The organism is Tenacibaculum sp. Cn5-46 (assembly GCF_022347705.1).
GTDB classification, from domain to species: Bacteria; Bacteroidota; Bacteroidia; order Flavobacteriales; family Flavobacteriaceae; genus Polaribacter; species Polaribacter aiptasiae.
This window is the reverse complement of record NZ_JAKRGD010000005.1, coordinates 42,205-66,587: the sequence shown is the minus strand read 5'-3', so window position 1 is coordinate 66,587 and position 24,383 is coordinate 42,205. Positions and strand designations below refer to the sequence as shown.

22 protein-coding genes are annotated in these 24,383 nt (G+C 31.1%); 12 read left to right on the top strand and 10 right to left on the bottom strand.

Annotated features, from left to right (window positions below; translation table 11 throughout):
* Positions 1–7 precede the first annotated feature (7 nt).
* The 9 genes from MHN29_RS10980 to MHN29_RS10940 all read right to left on the bottom strand — a co-directional run bounded on the left by MHN29_RS10980 (position 8) and on the right by MHN29_RS10940 (position 12,807).
* Positions 8–1,570 carry a polyamine aminopropyltransferase gene (locus MHN29_RS10980; protein WP_235275718.1) on the bottom strand — a complete coding sequence of 521 codons (1,563 nt, stop codon included), beginning with the start codon at positions 1,568–1,570 and terminating at the stop codon, positions 8–10.
* A complete protein-coding gene (locus MHN29_RS10975; protein ID WP_235275717.1) occupies positions 1,558–2,436 on the bottom strand; it encodes a DUF350 domain-containing protein in 879 nt (292 codons plus the stop codon). Before MHN29_RS10975 ends, MHN29_RS10980 begins: the two co-directional genes overlap by 13 nt.
* Before the next feature lie 28 nt (positions 2,437–2,464).
* Entirely contained in the window at positions 2,465–3,298 is an 834-nt protein-coding gene (locus MHN29_RS10970; RefSeq protein ID WP_235275716.1) for a hypothetical protein, read from the bottom strand.
* Positions 3,299–3,301: 3 nt separating this feature from the next.
* Positions 3,302–3,856: a DUF4178 domain-containing protein gene (locus MHN29_RS10965; RefSeq protein WP_235275715.1), complete on the bottom strand. Its 555-nt coding sequence runs from the start codon at positions 3,854–3,856 to the stop codon at positions 3,302–3,304.
* Between the two features lie 15 nt (positions 3,857–3,871).
* Positions 3,872–8,734, bottom strand: coding sequence for a DNA repair ATPase (locus tag MHN29_RS10960; RefSeq protein WP_235275714.1), 4,863 nt, complete (start codon positions 8,732–8,734; stop codon positions 3,872–3,874).
* 138 nt (positions 8,735–8,872) lie between these two features.
* Positions 8,873–10,945, bottom strand: a complete 2,073-nt coding sequence (locus MHN29_RS10955; RefSeq protein ID WP_235275852.1) for a flotillin family protein — start codon at positions 10,943–10,945, stop codon at positions 8,873–8,875.
* Between the two features lie 30 nt (positions 10,946–10,975).
* Positions 10,976–11,647 (bottom strand): OB-fold-containig protein, encoded by a 672-nt coding sequence (locus MHN29_RS10950; protein WP_235275713.1) that lies wholly within the window; start codon positions 11,645–11,647, stop codon positions 10,976–10,978.
* A gap of 27 nt (positions 11,648–11,674) precedes the next feature.
* Positions 11,675–12,400, bottom strand: coding sequence for a PspA/IM30 family protein (locus MHN29_RS10945; RefSeq protein ID WP_235275712.1), 726 nt, complete (start codon positions 12,398–12,400; stop codon positions 11,675–11,677).
* 11 nt (positions 12,401–12,411) lie between these two features.
* Positions 12,412–12,807, bottom strand: a complete 396-nt coding sequence (locus MHN29_RS10940) for a molecular chaperone Tir (protein ID WP_150900735.1) — start codon at positions 12,805–12,807, stop codon at positions 12,412–12,414.
* 253 nt (positions 12,808–13,060) lie between these two features.
* Here MHN29_RS10940 and MHN29_RS10935 point away from each other — a divergent pair, with 253 nt between their 5' ends.
* The 6 genes from MHN29_RS10935 to MHN29_RS10910 are packed head-to-tail and all read left to right on the top strand — an operon-like array spanning position 13,061 to position 17,358.
* Positions 13,061–13,816: a helix-turn-helix transcriptional regulator gene (locus tag MHN29_RS10935; protein WP_235275711.1), complete on the top strand. Its 756-nt coding sequence runs from the start codon at positions 13,061–13,063 to the stop codon at positions 13,814–13,816.
* Positions 13,817–14,362 (top strand): hypothetical protein, encoded by a 546-nt coding sequence (locus MHN29_RS10930; RefSeq protein ID WP_235275710.1) that lies wholly within the window; start codon positions 13,817–13,819, stop codon positions 14,360–14,362.
* A gap of 44 nt (positions 14,363–14,406) precedes the next feature.
* Positions 14,407–15,711 carry an NAD(P)/FAD-dependent oxidoreductase gene (locus MHN29_RS10925; protein WP_235275709.1) on the top strand — a complete coding sequence of 435 codons (1,305 nt, stop codon included), beginning with the start codon at positions 14,407–14,409 and terminating at the stop codon, positions 15,709–15,711.
* Positions 15,704–16,015, top strand: a complete 312-nt coding sequence (locus tag MHN29_RS10920) for a Zn-ribbon domain-containing protein (protein ID WP_235275708.1) — start codon at positions 15,704–15,706, stop codon at positions 16,013–16,015. The genes MHN29_RS10925 and MHN29_RS10920 overlap by 8 nt, the downstream gene beginning before the upstream one ends.
* 1 nt (position 16,016) lies before the next feature.
* Complete coding sequence (locus MHN29_RS10915) at positions 16,017–16,379, top strand: hypothetical protein (RefSeq protein WP_235275707.1); 363 nt, start codon at positions 16,017–16,019, stop codon at positions 16,377–16,379.
* A gap of 55 nt (positions 16,380–16,434) precedes the next feature.
* Positions 16,435–17,358, top strand: coding sequence for a GyrI-like domain-containing protein (locus MHN29_RS10910; protein ID WP_235275706.1), 924 nt, complete (start codon positions 16,435–16,437; stop codon positions 17,356–17,358).
* A gap of 38 nt (positions 17,359–17,396) precedes the next feature.
* On the opposite strand, the gene MHN29_RS10905 is transcribed toward MHN29_RS10910, so the two are convergent.
* On the bottom strand, positions 17,397–17,906 hold the full coding sequence (locus tag MHN29_RS10905) for a flavodoxin family protein (protein WP_235275705.1): 510 nt from the start codon (positions 17,904–17,906) through the stop codon (positions 17,397–17,399).
* A 146-nt stretch (positions 17,907–18,052) separates the two neighbouring features.
* Between MHN29_RS10905 and MHN29_RS10900 the strand changes: the two genes are divergently transcribed.
* The 6 genes from MHN29_RS10900 to MHN29_RS10875 all read left to right on the top strand — a co-directional run bounded on the left by MHN29_RS10900 (position 18,053) and on the right by MHN29_RS10875 (position 24,383).
* The gene (locus MHN29_RS10900; RefSeq protein ID WP_235275704.1) at positions 18,053–18,907 is read left to right on the top strand and encodes a PPK2 family polyphosphate kinase; all 855 of its coding nucleotides are present in this window, start codon (positions 18,053–18,055) and stop codon (positions 18,905–18,907) included.
* Between the two features lie 15 nt (positions 18,908–18,922).
* Positions 18,923–19,750, top strand: a complete 828-nt coding sequence (locus MHN29_RS10895; RefSeq protein WP_235275703.1) for a 3'-5' exonuclease — start codon at positions 18,923–18,925, stop codon at positions 19,748–19,750.
* A gap of 70 nt (positions 19,751–19,820) precedes the next feature.
* On the top strand, positions 19,821–20,306 hold the full coding sequence (locus MHN29_RS10890) for an ABC transporter ATPase (protein WP_235275702.1): 486 nt from the start codon (positions 19,821–19,823) through the stop codon (positions 20,304–20,306).
* Positions 20,307–20,342: 36 nt separating this feature from the next.
* Positions 20,343–23,258, top strand: a complete 2,916-nt coding sequence (locus tag MHN29_RS10885; RefSeq protein WP_235275851.1) for a glycoside hydrolase family 3 N-terminal domain-containing protein — start codon at positions 20,343–20,345, stop codon at positions 23,256–23,258.
* A 2-nt stretch (positions 23,259–23,260) separates the two neighbouring features.
* A complete protein-coding gene (locus MHN29_RS10880; RefSeq protein WP_175578742.1) occupies positions 23,261–23,803 on the top strand; it encodes a Crp/Fnr family transcriptional regulator in 543 nt (180 codons plus the stop codon).
* A gap of 46 nt (positions 23,804–23,849) precedes the next feature.
* Entirely contained in the window at positions 23,850–24,383 is a 534-nt protein-coding gene (locus MHN29_RS10875; protein WP_235275701.1) for a GNAT family N-acetyltransferase, read from the top strand.

Here is a 24,383-nt window from a genome sequence, read left to right as displayed (position 1 = left end):
TTTTTTATTAGTATAAATCCCAATTTCCTTTTAAATAATATTGATACAATACCGGATTTTGAATCTTATTCACTTCAATTTTTTTAGCATCGATATTAAAGAAATCTTTTTTTCCAAAAGAAGTTAATAATAACATTGCTTCGTTGTTAATCCATTTAGTAGTAATGGAATCAAACTGAAAGCTTTGTAATTGTTTTTTAAATGTTTCTTTTGAAATATTCTTGTTTTTAGTTCCTATAATCCAACCCCATTCTCCCATAGATATTATTTGATTGTGCATTGGAATTGTTGTAAATCCAGCTGATTGCATTGTTAAATCTATACACTGAAATGCCTTTGTAGCAAAATATGGGCTTCCAGATTGTGTTATAAGTAATCCGTTAGGTCTTAGTTTACGTCTGCATAAAGTGTAAAATTCATGAGAGTATAGTCTGCCTAGTTCAACACTTCTTGGGTCTGGTAAATCAATAATGATAACATCGTAAAAAGATTTAGTATCTTGTTCTAGGTGAACATAGGCATCTTTATTATAGATAGTTAGTTTATTACTATTCATTGATCCTTCGTTGATGTCTATAAGGATTGGGTTGTTTTTGCCTAAATCGGTCATGTTAGGGTCTAAATCTACCATGTCAATTTTATCAACAGAAGGGTACTTTAATAGTTCTCTTACTGCGCAACCATCTCCACCGCCAAGAATTAATATTTTTTGTGGATTTGGATGTGCTTGCATAATAGGATGTACTAAAGGTTCATGGTACATTTCTTCATCAATAGAGCAAAACTGTAAGTTTCCATTTAGGTATAACCAATGCTCATCCTTCCATTCGGTTAAAACAATTTTCTGGTATTTACTTTGATTTGCATAAACAACTTTGTCTTTGTATTTCTTTTGCTCTCCCCAAGTAATAACATCGTTTGTAAAACTCATTCCGGCAATAAGAATAGTCAAAACAATACCAATACTTCCTAGCATAGGTTTGAATTGTTTTTTTACCATTTTTCCTTTAAAGCGATAGAAAACAATACAAGCAACAAAAAAGTTGATGAATCCTAGGATAAATGGAGTGTAAGTAAGTCCTAAAATAGGTAAGCCGATGAAAGCAAAAAATACACCGCCTAATAAACTTCCATAATAATCTTTTTCAAGAATTGATGAGATGTTGGTTTTTAAATCTTCGTACTCTTTATTTATTCTTACTACCAAAGGAATTTCTAGACCAATAAGTAAGCCTACAAGCATACTTAAAAGATAAATTACTAAATCGTAATAAGAGGAAACTGCAGCTAGTGTATATACTAATACCGAAGAGAAAGCTACGATTAAAGATAATGCTAGCTCTAGTAGTAAAAAATTTCTCACTAGGTTTTTGGTGAAATACTGGCTAAGTCTACTACCCAGCCCCATGCAAAATAGCATTAATGAAACAATCATAGTCCATTGAAAAACTGAGTTTCCAATGAAATAGGTAGCAAGTGTAGATAAAACGTACTCTGCAACAATTCCAGCAAAACCAGTAGCAAAAATTGCCGATTTAAGTACGAATGAATTACTTTTTAAATACTCCATGTAATTAATATTGCTGAGCCAACATAAGCAAATGCTTCTAGTAAACCAGCTCCAATATTTGGTTTTTCTTGGTTAATTATTTCGTCTGTTAGTGTTCTTCCTGGAAGTAAAATTTTGTCAGTTAAAAAGCGCATTATTGGTAATAAGATAATTCCTAAAACGGTTTGTAAACTAACATCAATTAAAGTAGTGGTCCAATCAATAAAAGGATCTAATAAGGCGTTCATAATTACAATTCCTATAGCTAAGATTGCACCTCCAAAGCTTATTCCAACAGCAACATTGTCTTTTTCAATATGATGATGTACATCAAAACGAATCCATAAAGTGAAGATTTTTGAAGCAATAATTAACATAATATTTCCAATAACCCAGTAACTAATAAAGGTGAGTATTCCTTCTTGAAAACTTTCAGATTCTCCAATAAGAGCTCCATGTAATATTAAAGCGTTTGCAATGTAGATACAAGCTTCTATAACTCCTGTACCTTCGTTTTTGTCTTCAACAATTTCCTTTTTAATATCAAATTTTGGTAAAATTAGCTTGTTGCTAATTAGAATTGAAATATGCAGTAAAACAATACCAATAAGGCTATAGGTACCAATGTGAAATAAGTCTGTATAAAAATCAACGCTTTCTCCAATAATTGCACCTCCTAGAATTATAACTAATCCTACAAAATAACCTGTATAGGATAGAATAAAAGCAAAATTGTCTTTTTCAACAAGTTCATGTGCAATATTGATTTTCTTATTTATTAAGCTATAAATTAACTTTCCCAAATAAAAGATGATAAAAGCAGAAAGTACATAGCCTAAAGAGTGTCCTAGGCTAATAATGTCTATATATTCGGTTAGGTTTTCCATTTGTATTTTAATCTTTTTAAGTTAGTTGTTATTTACCAAAGCCTCCGCTTCTTGAACGAGAAGATGATCTGCTGTATCTAGAGCTACTTCTGCTCCTTTTGCTTCTTTTGCTATAACTTTTACTTGAAGTATAACCTCTAGAACGCATATTGGAAGCGCTTCTGCTAACTTTTGAATTTACCTTGCTTTTAAATGTTTGGGGCTTTTTAGCCCAAGAAGTATTCTTATTTCCTGTAGAATTTGTTCCGTACTTGCTAGAGCTACCATAGTATGATTTTCTATTACGATAGTTTCTATTATAGTCGTCCCAGTCTCTTCTAGGGTAGCCATAACCATATCCATATCTTGGTCCGAAGAATAAATCAGAAAATAATCGATAACGTCCATAAAAAGCCCAGAAAGAACTTCCATCGCTATGGGTTCTCCATTCTCCATATTTAGGATTTCCTACATAATTGTTTACTCCAGCTGGAGCTGAGTTTTTATCTAATTTTCCATTTTTCTTACTTAGAATAGTCATTCCTAAATCGTTTTGATGCTCTTCAAAAGTTATAGGAGAAACTTCCTTCCAGTCAGTGTCTATAATTTTAATATCGGTAGGTTCTGCTAAGCTATCTTTTAATTGTTCAATAGATAGGTTTGGTTGTTTTTCTTCAATTAAAATTCGATACTTATGAAAATATTTATCGGTATTTTCTTTGTAATCCATATCAGCTAAGATGACACTGTAATTATTTTTATCAATGTATTTAGTGATGATATTATCGATAGGTGATTTTACAAATTTTGGTTTTCTTTCAGTGCTGCAAGAACTTATTAAAAAACTAATAGTTAATAAAAATAAATAGTTGATAAGTCGCATAGTTTATTCGTTGTATGATGGTAAAATATTACTAATTTCAAATGGTTTAAGTATTTTTCCAATACTTACTTCAAAGTCATTTTCATCCCATTGTTCAATGGTTAAACATTTTTCTTCGTCTTCATCTAAGTAGTAAAAAGAAATAAGTTCTTCCCAGTTTTCGTTTTCTACATTTCTATAGTATCCTGGAGATTCTTCGTCCAAGTAATAAGTAATATTTTGATGTGTAATTTTTTTTGGAGGTTTTCCATTAGTGTCAATATATTCGGTAACAGTTTCTCCTAATTTTCTGTATTTTAATTCTTCTGAAAGAGAAATGATAAGTTCATCATCTTCTTCTATATGAAGAAATCGTTTCTTTCCTTTAGATTCAATTACAAATTCTCTTGAGAAATGATTGTTTCCCCAATCGTATTCAGACATTTTAGTAACTGTCCAAGTTTCTAAGTCGTAATCTAATAGGTAACCGTTTTCTAAGTCGGTTACTTTGATGTTAATTGGATCGTAATGTTTTTCTTCTTCGTTTTTATTGCTTTTGAATAAATCAAAAAATCCCATAGTAGTAGGTTGTAGTTAATTTTTATTTTCTAATCCTTTCTGTAAAACAGATTTTATTCCTTCCAAATTCTCAGTAAATGCCATCATTTGACTTAGAATTTGTGTCATCTCATTTTTGTTTCCTAAACCATTTAGTTTGTTGTTTTTAAGAAAAATCTTCTTAATATCTTCCCAACGTTCTTTTTCTTCATTTGTTAGAGCACTAATTAGTTCTTTGTACTTTAAAAGATTGGCTTCAGCTGCTGAGGTTAGGGTTTGTGATTCACTTTCGTAATGAGATAATAACAAACGACCTAATTCATCTTGATTCATGATAGGAACAATTTTAGCAACTAATTTGTTCATATCACGATAAGAACCTTGCAATTTAAATGAAGGCTCGGTTCTGTAGCTGTCTTCCATTGCTGCTGATTGAATATAGGTTTGATTCACTTTTAAAATAGTATCTCTAATTGTAATCACTTTTTCAAGAACCGCAATGTAATCTTGTACTTCTTGTTTGGTGTGATTTCCTTTTAAGTTAACCTCCTGTGTGTTGTTTTCCACTTTATCAATTAATGTATAAACATCATCAAAATACTTACTGCTTAGTTGATGTAAAACAGGGTTAGAGGTTAAAGAATTTTCTATTAAACTTAATTTAAATAAATGTGCTGTATCGCCTATAATATCTCCTAAATTGTATATGTCAGCTCTGTTAGCAAGCATGTCTGGTATCTGGAATCTGTCACCGCTTTCGGTATATGGATTTCCTGCCATAATAACACAAAACTTTTTTCCTCTTAAATCGTAGGTTTTAGATTTTCCGTTATAAATACCTTCTATTTTTCTTGTTCCGTCAGAAAGAGAAATAAACTTTTGTAAAAACTCTGGATTACAGTGTTGGATGTCATCTAGGTATAACATTACATTGTCTCCCATTTCAAAAGCTAAGTTTAATTTTTTTAACTCTTCTCTTGATGCTGAGTTGTTGGCAGACATTGGGTCTACAGAGGTTACTTCATGACCAATTGCAGGGCCATTAATTTTCATAAATACCAATCCTAATCGGTTCGATATGTATTCCATCAAGGTGGTTTTACCATATCCAGGAGGAGAAATTAATAATAGCATTCCCATTCTATCGGTACGCTTATTATCTCCAATAGTTCCTAATTGTTTGGCAAGGTTATCACCAATTAAAGGGAAGTAAACTTGATCTATCAATTTGTTTCTAACAAAAGAAGATAGTACTCTTGGTTTGAATTCTTCTAATTTTAATTCTTCTTTTAACTCTTCAGTTACTTGATGTTTTGCTTCTCTATATTGTATAAAGTTAGGTACTTCATTTTGATTAAATTGAGTAAGCTCTTCAATGAAATTATGGTAGTCAAACTCAATAGTGTTTTCGTTAATTGTAGTATGATTACCTTTTAATCCTTGCAATGTTTGTTTTGGATGAACATTGATAGGGTTTAAAGCTGATAGGTTTTCAAACAATAGTAAAACAACAACTTCATTTATATAGTTTGTTTCGGTAGGGGCTTTTTCGTTAATGAAAGAGCTTACCCATTGTTTGGCTAATTGAATCTTATCAGTATACTCTTCGAGCTTTTCAACACCTGCTTTAAATTTATGAAGAGCATTTTGCCTGTCTAAAGTTTTAATAAATGTTTCTTTTAAAACTAACGCTTCTGGACTTGTATGAAAAGTATTATTACTCTTTAATTCATTGAATAAATACCTAGCAATGGTTTTAGATTGCTCATTTGAAAAAAGCTGTGTTTTTTCTGAAAAACTATTTAAATAATCAGTTAAGTCATCAATAATAAAATCGTAAGCAGTGCTATTTGGAAACACGGCTAAAACTTCACCAGAAGCCTTAATTGAAGTATTGTAGTTTGTTTTTTGTTCTTCGGTTAATGAGTTCCAGAAATATTGAGCAAAGGCTCTTACGTCTGGAGTAAAAGTTAGTAATCCAAGTTCGTGATGTTTGTGTACTAATGTGTGTAATATTTTTGCAGCATCAACATCATGAACACCTTTTATGTAGCCTTCAGCATAAGAGTTGCTACTTTCTTTTCTAATCAAATTCAGTAGCTCTTCTTCGGTAAGGTTGATTAATTCTTCTTCTTTAAACTTATTAAATAATTTAAAAGCTAGGAATGAAGATCTATAAACAGTATTGTTTTCTGAAACTAATTCTTGGTCCCAATATTTTTTTGAATTAAGTAAGATTTCATTTGAAACTTCCTCGTAAAAATCAGTTCCAGTTAAGTGGTAGTACAACTCTTCGTTTTTGTAAACAATAGTAAGATCGAGTAATTGTTTGTTTACCCCAAATTTGTGCTTTCCTAATTTGATTACATTTTCACCGTCTTCGTACAGTTCTTGCTTGTCTTTTAGCTTTCTAAGTGCATCTTCTTTTGTAACTTTTAATTGCGTTTCTATAGCTTCTGCTTTACCGATATCGTCCAATTCTTTTAGTTGACTAATAATGTCTCTAACTTTATTAATCATTAAATCAGCGGCAAAATATCCATTGATATCTTCAGTTGAATTGAAAGTAAGTGCTTTTTTGCTTACACCTTTTAAAATTCTTTCTGAAGCTGTTTGTAGCGCTACAGTTTTCTTGTTTCTTTTTTCAATTAAGCTGTTCTTTCTGTTATCGAAAGCAGCATGAACTTCTTCTCTTTTTTCAATAATCAGAGTAATAAACTCTTCAAAATCGGCAAATTTCCCTTCTAACTCTTCAAGTTGAATAGCTGTTTTGGTTAAGAATTCATCACATTTTTCAGGTGTATTAGCAATGTCTATGTAATTGATAATACTTTGGTCAATTAGCTTTAACTGCGCATTAAAATCGGCCTTAGCTTCTTTGCTTCCTAAGCTTTTGATGCTATTTTTAATTCCAGACTTTAATTGATTTAATGTGGCAAATATCAATGAGATGTTATCAATAATCTTAGTAGATTGTGAAGTATCTTCGATTTCTAAATTTGAAACAATATCAATTAGCATTTCTAAATCGGAAGTAATCTGATTAACTTCTTTTTCTAGAGCTTTGGCGTCTATTACCTTTTTAATATTTGGTAAAGCTTCTTCTTTTTCTGAAACTCTCTTATGGTAAGGTTCTAATGCTTTATCGTTTAAAAGAAACTGAACACAACGTTTAGAAATAAGATTGTTTTGTTCGGCAACTTGCTCTTCTATTTCTTTTAAGAGATTGGCATTTATATATCGAATATCATGTAAACTGATTACTTCTCCTCGTAAGGTTCGTAATTGATTCAACAGAACAACGAAGTCGTCAATAGATTTAAAAGAAGTACTTTTTATTTTGCTGAATAACTCATCAGATTTCTGATTGATGTTTTTGGTTTCCTTTTCAGCTTGTTTTTTTAGTTGAACTACCTTCTCAAACTCTTCAATAGCAGCATTTGCAGCTTCATTTATTTGAGCAATAGGAATGTTTAATTGTGAGGTTTCTTTTTCAGGTAACCAGTAATAAGTGTCGTTTATATCTTTTGATATTTTGGCAATATCGTTGTATAAACCTGTATAATTATCTTCTTTATTTAATAGGTTGATTAATTCATGACATTCTGCCATGGCACGAACAATATCTTTGTTTCCTATTTTATATAATAAAGTGTTTTCATGTTGTGAAGGCATGAAATCTCCTTTCAAATACGGAGTTTGCCAAATTTGAACTACATGATGTTTAGTTTGTTCGTTTTCTGTTTTAAAATAACAAAGTTCTCCATTTTGTAATACTGTAAAACCATTACAAATTATGGGTGTTTTAACTTCCTGTTCTATGATGTTGTACGACATTAAAATGTACAAACCACGGATGGTTGCATAAAATACATATAAGAAGTCTTCTCCGTTAGGAGATACTATTTTTTCTTGGAATTTTACTTCCTTAGCATCGTTTTCAAAAAGTTTGTATTCCCCAGTTTGTAGGTAATACCCGTTGGGAAATATAATACCATGGTCATCTGGTAGTTGAACAGCAGTGTCTTTAATACTGTCTATTTTTTGAACTTCCTGAAGTTTATGGTTGTAAACAAAATAACGAGATGGTTCTTGAAATGGTTTTACTTCTAGGGTAATTAGATTTCCCAAATTACCATATCTGAATTGACCATCGTCTAATGTTTGATCTATATGTTCAACAGGTTCAGAAAGAATTCCTCTTCCTTCATCTGTGTTGTCTTCAATTTTAATAGTTAAATCTCCTCCAATGGTTTCTACAAAAACCTTATCTAAAATAGATACATGAGAGTAGGTTCCATATCGGTGCATATCACGAGTTACTTCCTGCCATTTAAACTCGTGTTGTGTAGGGAATTTATATTCGTGTTCACTTCTGTTATCAATATACTGAAGACTATTCTCGTTGATAAGCCATTTAAAAGCTTTAATATCACTTTTGTTTTCGCTTAACTGAAAAACCATGTATAAATAGTTTCCAATTACAGCAAATTTCGAGAAAATAGTATTTCTATAATATTTATAAAGATTGGTAAAGTCATCAATAAAAACAGGATCGTTTAGTAGATCTAAAGACTGAATGTGGAAACGTTGGTCTTTAAATTCATAAATACTAAACACATCCGATAGTTTGATGTCGGTTCTTAATCCGAAGTGAACATTGTATCCGAAAATAGAGATGTTACCCAAAGAAACGATATCTCTGGCAATACAATTGTTTTCGGTGTTAATTCTATCATTAGCAATTAATTTGGTTTCTATAGCTCCAAAAACATGTTTTCTATCCTCATTTAGGGTATGTAATCTTTCTTGTAGATCTTGCTTTTGTTTTTGTAATCTACTTTGAATGATTTCATAGGTGCCGCCATCTAATTGCTGTGCATTGTTTTGGTTTTCCATGTACTTTTAAAAGTGTGGTTTTAAATAAATAGAAACAATAAAATATTAGGTGTATGTGAGACACCTTAATTTTCTTGTTATAAAATAACTAAGAAAACAAAGAGTTTATCGATATGATAAACTCTTTGTAAAAGTTGTTTATGATAACTTTTGGTTAGATAAACCTAATCCTTTTGCTAAATTGAATAGGTTACTAAAAAGGTTTTCATCATCTGAACTAGTTGCTTTTCCTTTTAAGTCCATTAAAAGGTTGGCTACTGTTAAGTTTTTAATGTCTTCAGAAGAAATTCCGTATTTGGTAGCAAAGTCTTTTACTTTGTCTAATAAGTTTCCTTTTACATCATCACTTCCTAAAATAGCATCTTTTACATCTTGAATGTTATCACTGTGCTGTACTAGTCTATCAAATCCTTTAGCTTTTGTGATTTGTCCAATGATTTGATCGAAGAACATAGTTTCACCACCAACAATATCAATATTTGCAGCTTTCAATGCGTCACCAATAACTTGTGCTTGTGCATCTGCAATATCTTTCTGAACATTAATATGAGCTAAGTCTACTTTTAATTCTTTTTCTAAGCGTAACTTGAATTCTTCGTGTTCTTTACCAACACCGTCAAGTTTCTTCATAGCTTCTGCTTTTTCTTCAATTCCAGCAGCTTCAGCTAAAGCAATCTCTTTATCACCAGTTGCTTTTGCTAGTGCTTTTTCTTTGATTACTTCTGCTTCAGCAATACCTTCTTCTTTAAGAGCTTCTGCTTTGGCTAAGGTTCCAGCTGCTTCTGCTTTTGCTTTTTTCTCAATGATTGTAGCTTCTACTAATCCTTGACGCTCGTTAGCATCTGCTTTAGCATGCATTACTTGTGCTTCAGACATACCAATAGTAGCTTCTTCTTTTGCTTTAGCTTCAGCTAATGTTTTTCTTGCTTCTGCTTCTTTTTCACTAGCTTCTTTTTGAGCTTGAGCATGGATGTTAATTTCTTCTGCTTTTTGCTTAGCAGCTTCTTTTTCTGCTTCTGCTAATTTAATTCGCTTAATTAATTGCTCTTGAGCAGACTTCTCAGCTAAAGTAATAGCAACTTGCTTTTCACGATCGGCTCCTTTAAAAGCTTCGATGTCTTTCATGTTTTCTTTTTCTTCTACAACACCTTTTTCTAACATTACTCTATCGCGAATTACATCTTGAATGTTTTTCTTTTCAACCTCTACAACTTTCTCTTTTTCAATTTGAGCAAGTGTAACAATACGCTCACGTTCTGTAGCTTCTAAAGCTCTGTCTTTTTCAACTCTTTCCGTTTCAACAGCTTCTGTACGTATTTTGTTTTTCTCAGCAACAATGATTTGACGTTGCATATTTTCTTCTGCAACTTGTACTTTTTCTTCTGTAGCTATTCTTGCTGTTTCAGATTTTAAACGTTCTTCTTCTGCAACTTTTAATGTTTCTGCTTCTTCACGTGATTTTATATTAGCAATTTCACGTTTTTGTTGTTCTTCTTTTTCGGCTAATTGCTTGTCTAACTCTAAAATAGCTTCTCTAGCTTCTACGTCTTGTTTACGAATAGTTTTTTCTTCGTCACGCTTAATTAAGTTAGATTTTATGTTTTGTGCAGCAGTTAATTCGGTAATTTTCTTAATACCTTCTGCATCTAAAATATTATCAGCTTTTAAGTAATTTACAGGAGTTTGCTCTAAATAGTCAATAGCACAGTCATCTAAAGCATATCCATTTAAATCTGTACCAATAATATCCATAATAGCTTCTCTAAATTCTCTACGAGCTTCGTATAATTCTATAAATTCGAATTGTTTACCTACGGTTTTTAAAGCTTCCGAAAATTTAGCCTCAAATAAATTATCTAAGGTTTCTTTTGCTGATGCTCTTTCACATCCAATTGTTTGTGCAACGTTAATGATGTCGGCAACTGATTTGTTGACTCTGACAAAGAAAGCTACTTTGATGTCAGCTCTCATATTGTCTTTACAAATTAACCCATCGCTTCCAATACGTTCTACCTCAAGCTTCTTTACGGAAATATCCATAATCTCTTGTTTGTGAAGTACAGGGATTACCATACCAGCATTAAAGAAAACTTTGGTTCCTCCAAATCCAGTTCTAACAAGTACTTTTCCTTGAACTATTTTTTTATACATGGATATAATCCAGAATAATAGTCCTAGTATAACAATAGCAATAAATGCTATGATTACCATTGAAGAAGTTTCTAACATAAGTTTAGTGTTTTAATTGATTGTTTCTAGTTTTTTTATGATGTAATATTTGAGATCTTTTGATTCATCAATAACTACTGCTTTTTCTCCAGTTTTTATTGTTTCTCCTGAATTAGATTTTACATAAATCTTTATAGGGTCTCCTTTTACCATAATCTCAAGTTGACCTATTTTATTATCCTTTACTGAAGCAGTAATTTTACCTTCTCTTCCTAAAAAGTCAATAACTTCTTCTCCTTTATGGTTAATCATTCTATAAACCTTTACGAGAGGTTTTGTTAAGAATTTAGCAACAAAAAGGCTTGCAAAAAAGATTGGGATTAGTAAAATAAACCCAATGAAGGTTGGAAAGCTTAAGTAATGATTTAGGTTTATAGATATAAACCACATAACAACGACAACAATCGAAATTAAGAACATGAAAGGCAATTCGTCAAATCCGAAGTATTTTAAAAATTTTATAAAAAAACCTTCTGCTGCGTTATTATCTGGTATGTCTACATCTATTTTGCTATCAACATCAGCATCAATATCCACATCTGAATCTATGTCAAACTCTACATCAAAAAAATCTAAATCAATACCTGTAAGTATCGTTAAAATCCAATACAAAGAAAGTATGATTAATAAGATGCTCAATGTAGCATTAACAGGTGAGAATGCATTGTTTAATAGCTCTTCCATTTTAATTTTTTTTACATTTATTTAGTTCTAAGAATTGTTAGTCTCGTCACTTTTATCCATTCCTAATTGCTTTTTAAGCTTTTCTAAATCGCTCATAGCACTAGCTTCAGTTGTGTCTACAATAGCGTCTAGTTCTTCGTCTATACTCTTAGATTCATTAGCAATATCTCCATAAGCTTCTGCTAATGCTTCTTCTTGTTGTACTTTTTCTTTCATACGCTCTAACATAGAAACTGTACTAGAGCTATCGATTTCAGCCATTTGCTTGTTTAAGTTTTTAGTAGCATTACTAACCTTAACTCTGGCTTTTAAAGTTTTTAACTCATTTTCCCATTTACTGATGTTCGATTTTATTTCAGAAACATTTTTCTCTAATTGAGCAACTGATTTGTTAAATCTTTCAGCTTCTTCTGTAGTTCTGGTAATGTGGTTTGTAGCTTCTTCTTTTTTAATTAAAGCTTCTTTTGCTAAACGATCAGCTTCCGCCATATCTAAATCACCATTTTGAGCTTTTTTCAAAATAAGCATCGCTTTGTTTTGATAGTCTTCAGCTTTAGATGTGTATTGTTCTTTATCGTTATTGGCTCTAATAGCCATCGCTTTAACCTGAGCCAATGCTTCAAGACTTTTGTCTAAGTCTTTTTTCATGTCTCTTATTCCTTGCTCTGTTAGTTTAATAGGATCTTCCATTTTATCAATGGCAGAGTGAGCTTCGGCTTTTCCTATGTTAAATAATCTTCTAAAAATGTTCATAATAATATTTTTTAATATTTTGAATATGTAATAATTTGTTCAGAATATTCGCTTAGTAATAAACTCAAAGAGTTTAAACTAGCTTCTAATTCGTTTAAGTCTAAATTTTCTAACTGTAAAGTGTCTCTAAAAATTACACGCTCATAGCTGTCGTCTAAAACAAAGGCACCATGAACAATGTCTCTGTTCTTTTTTAGTAAACTCTTAAAAATTTCTTCGTTTGGTTGATTAACTTTAAAGATGAATTGTTCAATAATAACTATTGGGTAAGCAACTCCTATAATTAAGTTTTTGATTCCAAAACTTTCTTTTTCAATAACAAAAATCCCCTCAGTTTCGTCTTCCTTTATAATGTTTACATTAAGCTCCTGTAAAAAGTTTTTTGTTTTTAAATAGTGATTGTTCATTAGCAATGAAATTAGTAGTTTATAATTTTGTTTTCTTCTCTTTTTAGCGCTTGTAATATTACAAAAAAGATTTGAAAACAAGTCCGGTCATACATATAGTAAATAGTATCATAGTTGTTAAAATTTGGTTAGTTGTTTCTTTGTTTATTTTGATTTTTAACTAAAAAAAATAGCAAACATCAAAAATATTAGCTAATATTGTTAGTGTAAAGATAGGTAAAATAATTTAATTTGCAAATAAAATTAGCAAAATATGTCGTTTTTTGGAAAAAATATAAAAAAAATAAGAGGGGTTAAAGGATTGAGTCAGCAAGTTTTTGCTGAGATTTTTGATCTAAAGCGCGCTACTTTAGGGGCTTATGAGGAGGGTAGGAGTGAACCTAAGATAGATACGATAATAAAGATTGCTAATCATTTTAGTATTAAGGTGGATGATTTGCTAACTTCTGAATTAACTGTAAATAAGTTGTTGCAGTTTAAGGATGATATTACGTTGCAAGCTGATGATATGGATAAAGAAGTGTTTGCTTCTGTTCCATGTATTACTGAAAAAAAGGTTAGTGATTATATTAAGTATTACAATAAAAAAGCATTTGTGGGTGATTTGCCTGTTTTGAACTTACCTATTAATACAGAGAAAGTATTTAGGGGGTATACTGTCAGGAATTTAGAAATGACAAACCATGATAAAGGTTTGTTTCCTAAAGATGTTGTTGTTGGGGAGTTTGTTCCTAAAAATGTGATAGAGAAGTTAAATAACGGTGTATTGGCTTTGGTGTTGGTAAACGATGAACTTATTTTAAGAAGATTATATGTAACAAATGATGAAATTGTTTTAAGGGCAGATCATAAAAATATAGAAGATAAAACTTATGCATTATCTGATGTAAAAGAGTTATGGCGTATCCGTTATGCTTTTTTTAAAAGATTACCAGAGTTTAATGATGTATTAGAGGAGAAATTATTGTTTTTGGAACAGGAGTTTACAAAACTTAAAAATAGGCTGTAATTGAAAGAGTATTATAAGTATAATTTTTTCAAGCATACCTATTGTGAGTTTGAGAAAAAGGAAATCGATTTTTTTAAAGGAAAGTCTGCACATTATCAAAGTAAATCGGGAAGCTTGTATTATTATACGGAAGATGGTGTATATCGATATTCTAATCATTGGGGTAGAGTAGCTAATTGTAGATGGAAAATAAAAGGAATTGAAAATTATAGAAACCAAAACTATTATGTTGGTTATGCTAATTGGAAGGATTTTTATCCATTAAATGATGTTGATAAGGTTTTTTATTTGGAAGTAGACTTTGAAAATAAGCAAGTAAAAATCCAAAGAATAGGTAGGGAAGTGAATGAAAATATTTTTTTAATGACTTCAGAATTGGTTCATAAACGCTTAAAGCAAATTCAAACTTTATTTAAAGAGTATAAGTGGGCGAAATACTACGATGAGGATATTGATGTATTGCGAAAAGAAATAATATTAAACTTGATGAGTTCAAATAAATCCTTGCAGTTACTTAAGCAAGATTTGAAAAGGGAATATCATTAAAATTCAGTAAATTTGTGTTTAGATTTTAACTTTAATAAATCTAAATGAATATACCACAAACCAGTTTTCCTCGAGTTGTAATTATAGGAGGGGGATTTGCAGGATTGGCTGCTGCTAAAGGATTAGAAGATCAAGAACTTCAGGTAGTTTTAATAGATAAGCATAACTATCATACATTTCAACCATTATTATATCAAGTTGCTACAGGAGGGTTAGAGCCCGATAGTATTGCTTTTCCGCTTCGGAAACGTTTTAATGATGTAGAGAATTTTTACTTTCGTTTGGCGGAAGTAACTAATGTCGATGCAAAATTGAATGTGATAGAAACTTCGATAGGAAGTTTAGAATACGATGAGTTAATTATTGCTACAGGTTCAACTACAAACTTTTTTGGAAATATGAATATTGAAAAATATGCAATGGAAATGAAGTCAGTTCCCCAAGCATTGAATATTCGTAGTTTGGTGTTAGAAAATTTTGAAGAAGCTTTATTGGAAACAGATCTTGAAAAGAGAAGGGCTTTGATGAATTTTGTTATTGTAGGTGGAGGTCCAACTGGTGTCGAATTAGCTGGAGCTTTGGCGGAAATGAAGAAAGGGATTTTGCCTAAAGATTACCCAGACTTAGATATTCGTCAAATGAAGATAAATCTTATTCAAGGCACGAATGAGTTATTAAGCGGAATGAGTAATAAGGCATCACAAAAGTCAGAGGATTTTTTAATTAAGCTAGGAGTTGATGTATGGAAAAATCTTAGAGTGATAGATTATGATGGTGAAACAGTAACGACTAACGGTAGTGATCATTTTAAAGCGGAAACGGTTATTTGGGCAGCTGGTGTAAAAGGTGATGCTATAGATGGTTTAGAACAAGATTGTTTGATAGAGAGAGCGAATCGTTTTAAGGTTGATGAATATAGTAAGGTAGTTGGATATGAAAATGTATATGCTATAGGTGATGTTGCTTGCATGCAAACAAAAGATTATGAACGTGGGCATCCAATGATGGCACAACCAGCAATTCAACAAGGTGAGCTGTTAGGAAAAAATATCTTAGCTAAATTAAAAGGAAAAAAACTAAAACCTTTTAAATATAATGATAAAGGTTCTATGGCGACTATTGGAAGGAATAAAGCTGTAGTCGATTTACCTAAGTGGAAGTTTCAAGGAGTTTTTGCTTGGTTTGTATGGATGTTTGTACACCTGTTCTCTTTAATAGGTTTTAGAAATAAGGTAATTGTTTTTATGAACTGGGTGTATAGTTATATTCGTTTTGATAGGGAAACTCGCTTGATAATTCGTCCGTATAGAAAACAAAATAAATATTCATTTGTAAAAGAAGATGCCTAAAGTATCAAAAAACATCAAGTGTACTAAATGTGGAGTGTTTACTGAAAACTCTGATTTTTGTAAAAATTGTGGAGGATTAATTTCTTTTAAGAAAAAGCAAGAAATAAAACAAGAAGGAGAAAGGCAGAAGCGAATTGATGAAGCTAAATATGAATTAGAGAATCCTAACTTAGCTGAGCGCTTAAAGCAGCATCCATTTTTTCTTTATAAGATAGTGGGTTGGATATTGTATTCAGTGTTTTTGGTAGTAAGTGCTATAGGAGCTATGCTGGCTTGGTTTATAGCAATGGTAGCAGCTGGGTAAGGTGAGAAAAGCACTTCATATATATTTTGTGTTTTCACTGTGTTTAGGAGCAATTGTTTATTTAGCTTCTAAATATGAAGTTGAGTTACCAAGAGTTATTCGGTTTTACCTAAATGATTTTCTTATTATACCAATAGTATTGTCGTTTAGTTTGTATGTACTTAGATGGAGTAGAGGAGATAAGAATTATGAAATTCCTATTTGGGTAATTTTTTACATGTGTGCTATGTATTCAGTCTTATTTGAATTTGTGTTGCCTAAAAGCCACTCTAGATATACAGCAGATGTGATTGATGTAATTCTTTATTTTTTGGGAGGTTTAGTTTTTTATGGACTTCAAAAGAAATCAGTATCCAGAGGCTAAAAGTGAGGGCTGTTTGTAGAGTGAAAGTGTGTGCTATATAGGAATTATAAAATAGATGAAAGGAACTGTGAATTTTTCGAATAAAACAATAACTAGAATAGGTAAGGCAATAGATTATGTGGAGTCTAATCTAGATAAGAAACTAGTATTAGAAAGAGTAGCAAAAGAAGCGCATTTTTCTCCTTTTCATTTTCATAGATTATTTAAAATTGTAACCAACGAGACGTTAAATGATTTTATTGTTAGAAAAAGAATTGAAAAAGCGGCATTTTTTTTATTGAAGCAAAAAGAAAAATCAATAACAGAAGTTTCTGAAAAAGTAGGTTTTACAAGTTTGTCTTCGTTTTCAAGAGCGTTTAAGAGCTTTTACGGAATGAGTCCTGCGGAATTTAAAAAAGAAAGTGCTAATAAATATAGCAAGATATGTAAAACAGAAAGCAAGAATGGGCAAATAGAAACTAGGTTTGAGCAATACATTTGTAATATAAATGAAAATTTAAATTGGTTAAAAATGAATGCAAAAACAGAAGTAAAAGTAGTTCCAGAAATGCAATTGGCTTACTTGAGTCATAAAGGAGGAATGGATTTAATAGGAAGTGTGTACAATCGTTTAATTCAATGGGCGGCTCCTAAAGGTTTAATGAGTCAACCAAATTTAAGGATGGTGACAATTTATCATGATAGCCCTAAAATAACATCTCCAGACCAGGTGAGACAGAGTGCTTGTATGGTTTTAGATCGTAAGGTAACTACAGAAGGAGAGGTGAATTTAAAAACTTTACCGGCAACCAAATGTGTGGTTTCTAGAGTTGAGGTTGTGGGAGAACAATTTCAAAAAGCATGGGAAAGTAGTTTTGTGTGGATGAGCGAGCATGGTTATAGAAAAGGGGATCAAGATCCGTTTGAGATTTATTATAACAATGCAGAAGAGCATCCTCAAAAAAAATGGATTGTAGATTTATGTATACCAGTAGAATAAAAAACAAAGCCTTTCACTAACAATGAAAGGCTTTTTTATTAGAATGATTTTCTGAAATCATCAATCTTAGCTTTAGCGTCAGTGTCTATTTCTTTGCCGTCTTCAGTAAACCATGCGTGAGTATCTCCAATATAGTTCATGCCTAAATAATTTGCACTTTCAATAAAAGGCATGGTGAATCCGTCTTTTAAATCATTGGCTCCAGAATTACTAATCATAGCCATGTTTTTGCCACGTAACTGTCTTCCAAGTTCTTTTTTATAATGAAGAAGGTCAGATAGCCTGTCAAAAAAATGTTTTAAAGTCCCGCTCATAGAGTACCAATAAACAGGGGTAGCAAAAATGATTGTGTCATATTTTTCAATAATGGTTTCCATTAAAGGAATAAAATCATCATTTGCGTTACTAAAATTATATTCAAATGCTCCGATATTCTTGGTTTTTAAGTCTATAATGTCAAAATCACTATTTTTATTTAAGTAGTTGATAACAGTGTTTGTGTTACCATTGCTTTTTGAGCTCCCTTGTATAATTACAGTTTTATTCATTTTTGTTTGTTTTATGTGTGATAAAGCTCACAAATTTTATTAAAAACCAATTAAGAATCTTATTGTTAAAAATGATAATAACCAAGAAAAAATCAATGATTAAAGGGGATATTTTTTGTACTTTTATCGTATAAAAAGCATTATCTATGAATACAGACATGTTTAAGTTTTCAGAAGAGGTTGTGTTAAGCGATTTTGAAACGAAAACAGTAGAGGGGGAAGCGAAAAAAAAACTTAAAAAATTAAGGAAAGAAATAAGTAAATTACAAGATACTATGTATGCTGAAGGTAAGTATAGTATGTTAATTTGCTTACAAGGAATGGATACCGCTGGGAAAGATAGTTTGATTCGTGAAGTATTTAAAGATGTAAATGCCCGTGGAGTTGTAGTGCATAGTTTTAAGGTGCCAACAGAGTTAGAGTTGAAACACGATTTTTTATGGAGACACTATATCGCACTTCCTGCAAAAGGAAAAATAGGAGTTTTTAATAGGACTCATTATGAAAATGTGTTGGTAACAAGAGTGCATCCTGAATATGTTTTTGGAGAAAATATCCCAACAGTTAAAAGTTTAGATGATTTAAATGACGATTTTTATCATTCAAGAATGGATCGAATAAACCAATTTGAAAAGCATATTTCAGAAAACGGAACAATTATCTTGAAGTTCTTTTTAAATGTGTCAAAAGAAGAACAAAAAAATAGGTTATTACGTCGCTTAAATATTCCTGAGAAGAATTGGAAGTTTTCTTCGGGTGATTTGAAAGAACGTAAGCTATGGGATAAATATCAAGCATGCTATGAAGATTTGTTAAAAAGAACATCAACATATTATGCGCCATGGTATGTTGTCCCTGCTGATGATAAACCAACAGCAAGATATATAGTTGCAAAAACAATTAGTGAAGAGTTAAAAAAGTATGGGTTTAAAGAACCTACATTAGCTCAAGAAGATTTAGATAAGATAGACGAGTTTAAAGCTCAATTAAATAATGAATAATTCTCTTAAAATTAGATGAAGTTAAACTTAGCAAAACCAATCGTATTTTTCGATTTAGAAACAACTGGAGTTAATATTGCAAAAGATAGAGTTGTTGAAATATCAATATTAAAAGTGTTTCCAAACGGAAATAAAGAAAGTAAAACATGGTTGGTAAATCCTGAAATAGAAATACCAAAAGAATCATCAGATATTCACGGAATAACAAACGAAAAAGTAGTTACAGAACCTACATTTAAAGAGTTAGCACCAAAAATCAATGAGATGATTGCTGGATGTGATTTGGCAGGGTTTAATTCAAATAGATTTGATATCCCTCTTTTAGCAGAAGAGTTAATGCGTGCTGGAATTGATTTTGATATGAAAAATCGTAAAGCAATAGATGTACAAGTAATTTTTCATAAAAAAGAGCAAAGAACATTAAGCGCAGGATATCAGTTTTACTGTGGTAAAGAATTAGTAGGAGCGCACGGAGCTGAAGCTGATACGAATGCAACCTATGAGATTTTAATGGCGCAGATAGAAAAATATGATGATATAGATAATACAGTAGAGGCTTTAAGTGAATATTCAGCGCATGGAAAACGAGCAGATTTTGCAGGTTTCGTTTTGATGAATGATAAAGATCAAGAAATTTTTTCTTTCGGTAAATATAAAGGACGAACAGTAGAAGAGGTTTTTAAAGAAAATCCTGGATATAATGCATGGATTCAAAATGCAGATTTTCCACTATACACTAAAAAAGTCTTGAGAGAAGTGAAAGAACGTATGTCTTCACCTAAAAAGAAGATGACAGATGAAGAGAAACTACAAGCACTGCAACAAAAATTTAATTTAAGGTAATCTTTAACACTCGTTTAAGATATAAAATCTTGATAGTTTTTTAATTTAGGAATTATAAAAGAAAGGAAAAATGTACACGGAATATAATAATTTACCAAACGATTCACGAGTTTGGATTTACCAAGCAGATAGAGAGTTTACAGTTGAGGAAGTAGAACATATTTGTGCAAAAGCAATACTTTTTATTGAAAATTGGACACGTCATGGAGATGATTTAAAAGGATCATTTACTATAAAATACAATCAGTTTTTAGTGTTAGCTGTAGATGAAGGTTTTAATAATGTATCAGGATGTTCTATAGATTCTTCAGTTCGTTTCGTACAAGAATTGGAAAAAGAAATGAATGTAGATTTAATGAATAAAATGAATGTAACTTTTAAAGTTGGTGAAAACATTAATATAGTAAAGTTACCAGAGTTTCAGCAATTTGCTAAAGAACAAAAAATAACTTCAAATACCATAGTTTTCAATAATATGGTAAATACCAAAGAGGATTTTGAAACGAATTGGGAAGTAACAGCTGATAAAAGTTGGCATAAGAGGTTTTTGGTATAAGAATTGATTTCATGTAGTAAGAGATTTTTAAATATGATGAAGAAAGTACTAGTTTTTTTAGCGTTTGTTTTTGTTCAAGTAGTAAAAGCGCAACAAGTAGATCCGTTATTGGCAAAAGATAAGGAATCGCAAACAATTTGGGTAGATAGTATCATGAAATCAATGTCCATTGATGAGAAAATAGGGCAGTTGTTTATGGTGCAGGCTTATTCTAATAAGGACAAAAAGCATGAAAAGTTTATTGCAGATATGATTAACAAGTATCATGTAGGTAATTTAATATTTATGCAAGGAACACCTGAAAAACAAGTAGTCCTAACTAATAAATATCAAGAAATCTCAAAAGTTCCTTTAATGATAGGTTTTGATGGAGAATGGGGATTGGATATGCGACTTAAAAAAACATATCGTTTTCCTTGGAATATGGCTTTAGGGGCTATAAAAAATCAAGAACTTTTAGAAGAAACTGGTAAGAGAATAGGAGAGCACTGTAAACGAGTGGGGATTCATATGAATTTTGCACCTGTGGTTGATATCAATACAAATCCTAATAATCCAATAATAGGAAACAGGTCGTTTGGAGAGCGTAAAGAAAATGTAACAGAAAAAGCAATTGCATTTACCAAAGGAATGCAAAGTGTTGGGATTTTAGCAAATGCCAAACACTTTCCGGGGCATGGAGATACGGCAACAGATTCTCATCATACTTTACCAACAATCAATTTTAATGAACAAAGAATAGATTCAATAGAGTTATATCCTTATCGTGAAATATTTAAAGAAGGAGTTGCCAGTGTAATGACAGCGCATTTAAGTATTCCAGCTTTTGAACCAAACCCTAAGTTACCAACATCCTTATCAAAAAATGTAGTAACAAATTTATTACAAGATAAACTAGGTTTTCAAGGCTTGGTAATTACAGATGGGTTGAATATGAAAGGAGCGGCTAACTATTCAACTTCGGCTGAAATAGACTTAGCAGCAATTTTAGCGGGGAATGATATTTTATTAATACCGCAGGATGTTCCTGGATCAGTAAAATTATTGAAAGAAGCTTTAGAAAAAGGTGATTTAACAGAAGAAAGATTAGATTTTTCAGTAAGAAAAATATTGAAAGCAAAGTATCTAGTAGGTTTGAATAAATTCGAGCCAATTTCTACAGATAACCTTAACAAAGATTTAAATTCAATATCAGATGAGGTATTGCATAGAAAATTGATAAAGAGTTCAATTACAGTAGCAAAGAATGAAGCTGAGATTTTACCAATAAAGAATTTAAAAGATAAAAAAATAGCCTATGTTTCTTTAGGAGATGCAAAAGGAAAGCATTTTTCTAATATGCTTAAAAACTACACTAAGGTAGATGTGGTTTCAGATAAACATTTGAGTGTTTTAATGCAAAAACTAAGAAAATATAACTTGGTAATTGTAGGTTTTCATAAATCAAATAAGCATCCTTGGAAAAGCTATAAATTTTCTAATAAAGAATTAGTTTGGTTGCAAGAGATAGCGAGAACTAAAAAGGTGATTTTAGATGTGTTTACAAGTCCTTATAGCTTATTAAAACTAAAATCTTTTACTAACATAGAAGGAGTTGTAGTTTCATATCAAAATAGCAAGTTGGCACAAGAACTTTCAGCACAGGCATTATTTGGAGCATTTGATTTGAGCGGTAAATTACCAGTATCAATTAATGAAGAGTTTAAAGAAGGGGAAGGAATTTCGGTAAAAGGATTAAATGTTTTTGAATACACAATTCCAGAAGAAGCAGGAGTGTCTTCAGAAAAACTTTCTATCATAAACAAAAGAATTGATACTATTTTGCAAAAGAAAATGGCTCCAGGGGGTCAGGTTTTAATAGCAAGAAACGGTAAAGTATTTTATAACAAAAGTTTTGGATATCATACGGGGTTAAAGAGAAGAAAAGTAAAGAAAACTGATATTTATGATCTTGCATCATTGACTAAGATTTTAGCTTCGTTGCCAATGATTATGAAGGCAGAAGAAGATAAGAAAATTAGTTTGTACTCAAGTTTAGGAGATGTGTTGCCAAGGTATCACGAGTCAAATAAGGATACTTTATTATTGAAAGAAATACTTTCTCATTACGGAAGATTACAATCGTGGATTCCTTTTTATATGAATACAAAAGATGAAGAAACTGGAAAAAATTCATCTAAATATTATAGAAAGAAAAGATCCAAAAAATACAATATCAAGGTTGCTAAAAATTTATATTTAAGTAAAGCGTATAGAGATACAATTTATAAGCATATTGTTGAGGTAGATCAAAGAGAAAGAGTTGGCTACAAGTACAGCGATTTAGGCTATTATATTTTTAAAGAAATTATAGAGAAAAAATACAAAACACCTCTAAATAAATTGGTTGATGAGGAGTTTTATCAATCATTAGGAGCGAATAGAACAACATATTTGCCGCTTAATAAGTTTAGTAAGTCAGAAATAGTACCTACAGAAAAAGATACTTATTATAGAAATCAATTAGTGCATGGTTATGTTCATGATATGGGAGCAGCAATGTTAGGAGGAGTTGGAGGACATGCAGGTTTGTTTGCAAATGCAAATGATGTAGCTAAAATTATGCAAATGTTCTTGCAAAATGGAGAGTATGGAGGTAAAAAATACCTTGAGCCAGAAACTTTAGAAAAGTTTAATAAAAGGTATTATGCAGACAAAAAAGTACGTAGAGGATTAGGTTTTGATAAGCCTCAAATAAGACCTGAAGAAAAGCCAACTTGTGGATGTGTTTCTGAAAAAAGTTTTGGTCATAGTGGTTTTACAGGAACTTATACTTGGGCCGATCCTGAATCGGGAATAGTTTATGTGTTTTTATCTAACAGAGTGTATCCAACAATGAAAAACTCTGGCTTGGTTAGAAGTAATATGAGAACTAAAATACAAGCAGATATTCAGAATGCAATAATCCATTAAAAATGGAAGCATATAAAACGTTACGAGCTTATATAAAGAAAGAAGGAATTGCTACTCAGAGAAAAGTTTTAAATCGAGAAGAGTTCTTAAAAAGAGCTCATAGCGTTGATACCAATATTTATTTTATAGAAAAGGGAAGTGTTCGAGTTTTCTTTGTTGAAGATTTTGAAGAGCATACTTTTTATTTTGGATATAAAGAATCTATCATAACAGCGTTAGATTCTTTTTTTTCGGGTAAAAATTCTCAATTAGAAATAGAGGCTTTAAAGAAAACAGAAGTAAGTTATTTGTCTAAGGAAGAGTTTTTAAAGTTTATATTTTCTCGCCAAGAGTATCAAGAATTGTGGTATAAGGTTTTGGAGGAGATTATAGTGCATCAAGCAGAGCGAGAAAAAGATTTATTAATTTCATCTCCTGTAAAAAGATATCAAAGAGTTCTAAAAAGAAGACCAGAGTTGTTTCAAGAGATTCCAAATAAATACATAGCATCTTATTTAAGAATGAGCCCAGAAACATTGTCAAGGGTGAAGAAAACGTTGATTTAAATCAATGTATATGTTTGTAAGTTGCCGTTATTTTACAAAAAAATAAATGAGTATGATAATGGACGATTTTAAAGTACAATTATTAACAGAAAAAGAAAGTATTCTTTTTTTTGAATTAATTAATAAGAATAAAAATAGGTTAGAAGACTTTTTTGCTGGAACAGTAAAGTATACACAAACATTGCAAGATACAGAAGAGTATTGTAAAAAAATAGATGTACGAGTAGAAGAGAAAACTTATTATCCGTATTTAATAATAGATAAGAAATTAGGTAAAGCGATTGGTTTTATAGATTTTAAAAATATAGATTGGGATGTTCCTAAAGCCGAACTAGGAGCTTTTATAGATGTGTCCTATGAAGGAAAGGGGGTTATAACTCAGAGTTTTAATTATATACTAGAGAATACAGTAAAAAAGCATCAGTTTAAAAAGTTGTTTTGTAGAATTTCAAAAGAAAATACAAGAAGTATAAATCTAGCCTTACGATGCGGGTTTGAACAAGAAGGAGTACTTAGATGTGATTATAGAACAACCAAGGGAGAATTGGTTGATTTAAACTATTATGGAAGATTGTTTTAA

What these genes read in the sequence shown, in the direction of transcription:
- MHN29_RS10980 (WP_235275718.1), bottom strand. Translation starts at nt 1,570, where the DNA reads ATGGAGTATTTAAAAAGTAATTCATTCGTACTTAAATCGGCAATTTTT.
- MHN29_RS10975 (WP_235275717.1), bottom strand. Translation starts at nt 2,436, where the DNA reads ATGGAAAACCTAACCGAATATATAGACATTATTAGCCTAGGACACTCT.
- MHN29_RS10970 (WP_235275716.1), bottom strand. Translation starts at nt 3,298, where the DNA reads ATGCGACTTATCAACTATTTATTTTTATTAACTATTAGTTTTTTAATA.
- MHN29_RS10965 (WP_235275715.1), bottom strand. Translation starts at nt 3,856, where the DNA reads ATGGGATTTTTTGATTTATTCAAAAGCAATAAAAACGAAGAAGAAAAA.
- MHN29_RS10960 (WP_235275714.1), bottom strand. Translation starts at nt 8,734, where the DNA reads ATGGAAAACCAAAACAATGCACAGCAATTAGATGGCGGCACCTATGAA.
- MHN29_RS10955 (WP_235275852.1), bottom strand. Translation starts at nt 10,945, where the DNA reads ATGGTAATCATAGCATTTATTGCTATTGTTATACTAGGACTATTATTC.
- MHN29_RS10950 (WP_235275713.1), bottom strand. Translation starts at nt 11,647, where the DNA reads ATGGAAGAGCTATTAAACAATGCATTCTCACCTGTTAATGCTACATTG.
- MHN29_RS10945 (WP_235275712.1), bottom strand. Translation starts at nt 12,400, where the DNA reads ATGAACATTTTTAGAAGATTATTTAACATAGGAAAAGCCGAAGCTCAC.
- MHN29_RS10940 (WP_150900735.1), bottom strand. Translation starts at nt 12,807, where the DNA reads ATGAACAATCACTATTTAAAAACAAAAAACTTTTTACAGGAGCTTAAT.
- MHN29_RS10935 (WP_235275711.1), top strand. Translation starts at nt 13,061, where the DNA reads ATGTCGTTTTTTGGAAAAAATATAAAAAAAATAAGAGGGGTTAAAGGA.
- MHN29_RS10925 (WP_235275709.1), top strand. Translation starts at nt 14,407, where the DNA reads ATGAATATACCACAAACCAGTTTTCCTCGAGTTGTAATTATAGGAGGG.
- MHN29_RS10920 (WP_235275708.1), top strand. Translation starts at nt 15,704, where the DNA reads ATGCCTAAAGTATCAAAAAACATCAAGTGTACTAAATGTGGAGTGTTT.
- MHN29_RS10910 (WP_235275706.1), top strand. Translation starts at nt 16,435, where the DNA reads ATGAAAGGAACTGTGAATTTTTCGAATAAAACAATAACTAGAATAGGT.
- MHN29_RS10905 (WP_235275705.1), bottom strand. Translation starts at nt 17,906, where the DNA reads ATGAATAAAACTGTAATTATACAAGGGAGCTCAAAAAGCAATGGTAAC.
- MHN29_RS10900 (WP_235275704.1), top strand. Translation starts at nt 18,053, where the DNA reads ATGAATACAGACATGTTTAAGTTTTCAGAAGAGGTTGTGTTAAGCGAT.
- MHN29_RS10895 (WP_235275703.1), top strand. Translation starts at nt 18,923, where the DNA reads ATGAAGTTAAACTTAGCAAAACCAATCGTATTTTTCGATTTAGAAACA.
- MHN29_RS10890 (WP_235275702.1), top strand. Translation starts at nt 19,821, where the DNA reads ATGTACACGGAATATAATAATTTACCAAACGATTCACGAGTTTGGATT.
- MHN29_RS10885 (WP_235275851.1), top strand. Translation starts at nt 20,343, where the DNA reads ATGAAGAAAGTACTAGTTTTTTTAGCGTTTGTTTTTGTTCAAGTAGTA.
- MHN29_RS10880 (WP_175578742.1), top strand. Translation starts at nt 23,261, where the DNA reads ATGGAAGCATATAAAACGTTACGAGCTTATATAAAGAAAGAAGGAATT.
- MHN29_RS10875 (WP_235275701.1), top strand. Translation starts at nt 23,850, where the DNA reads ATGAGTATGATAATGGACGATTTTAAAGTACAATTATTAACAGAAAAA.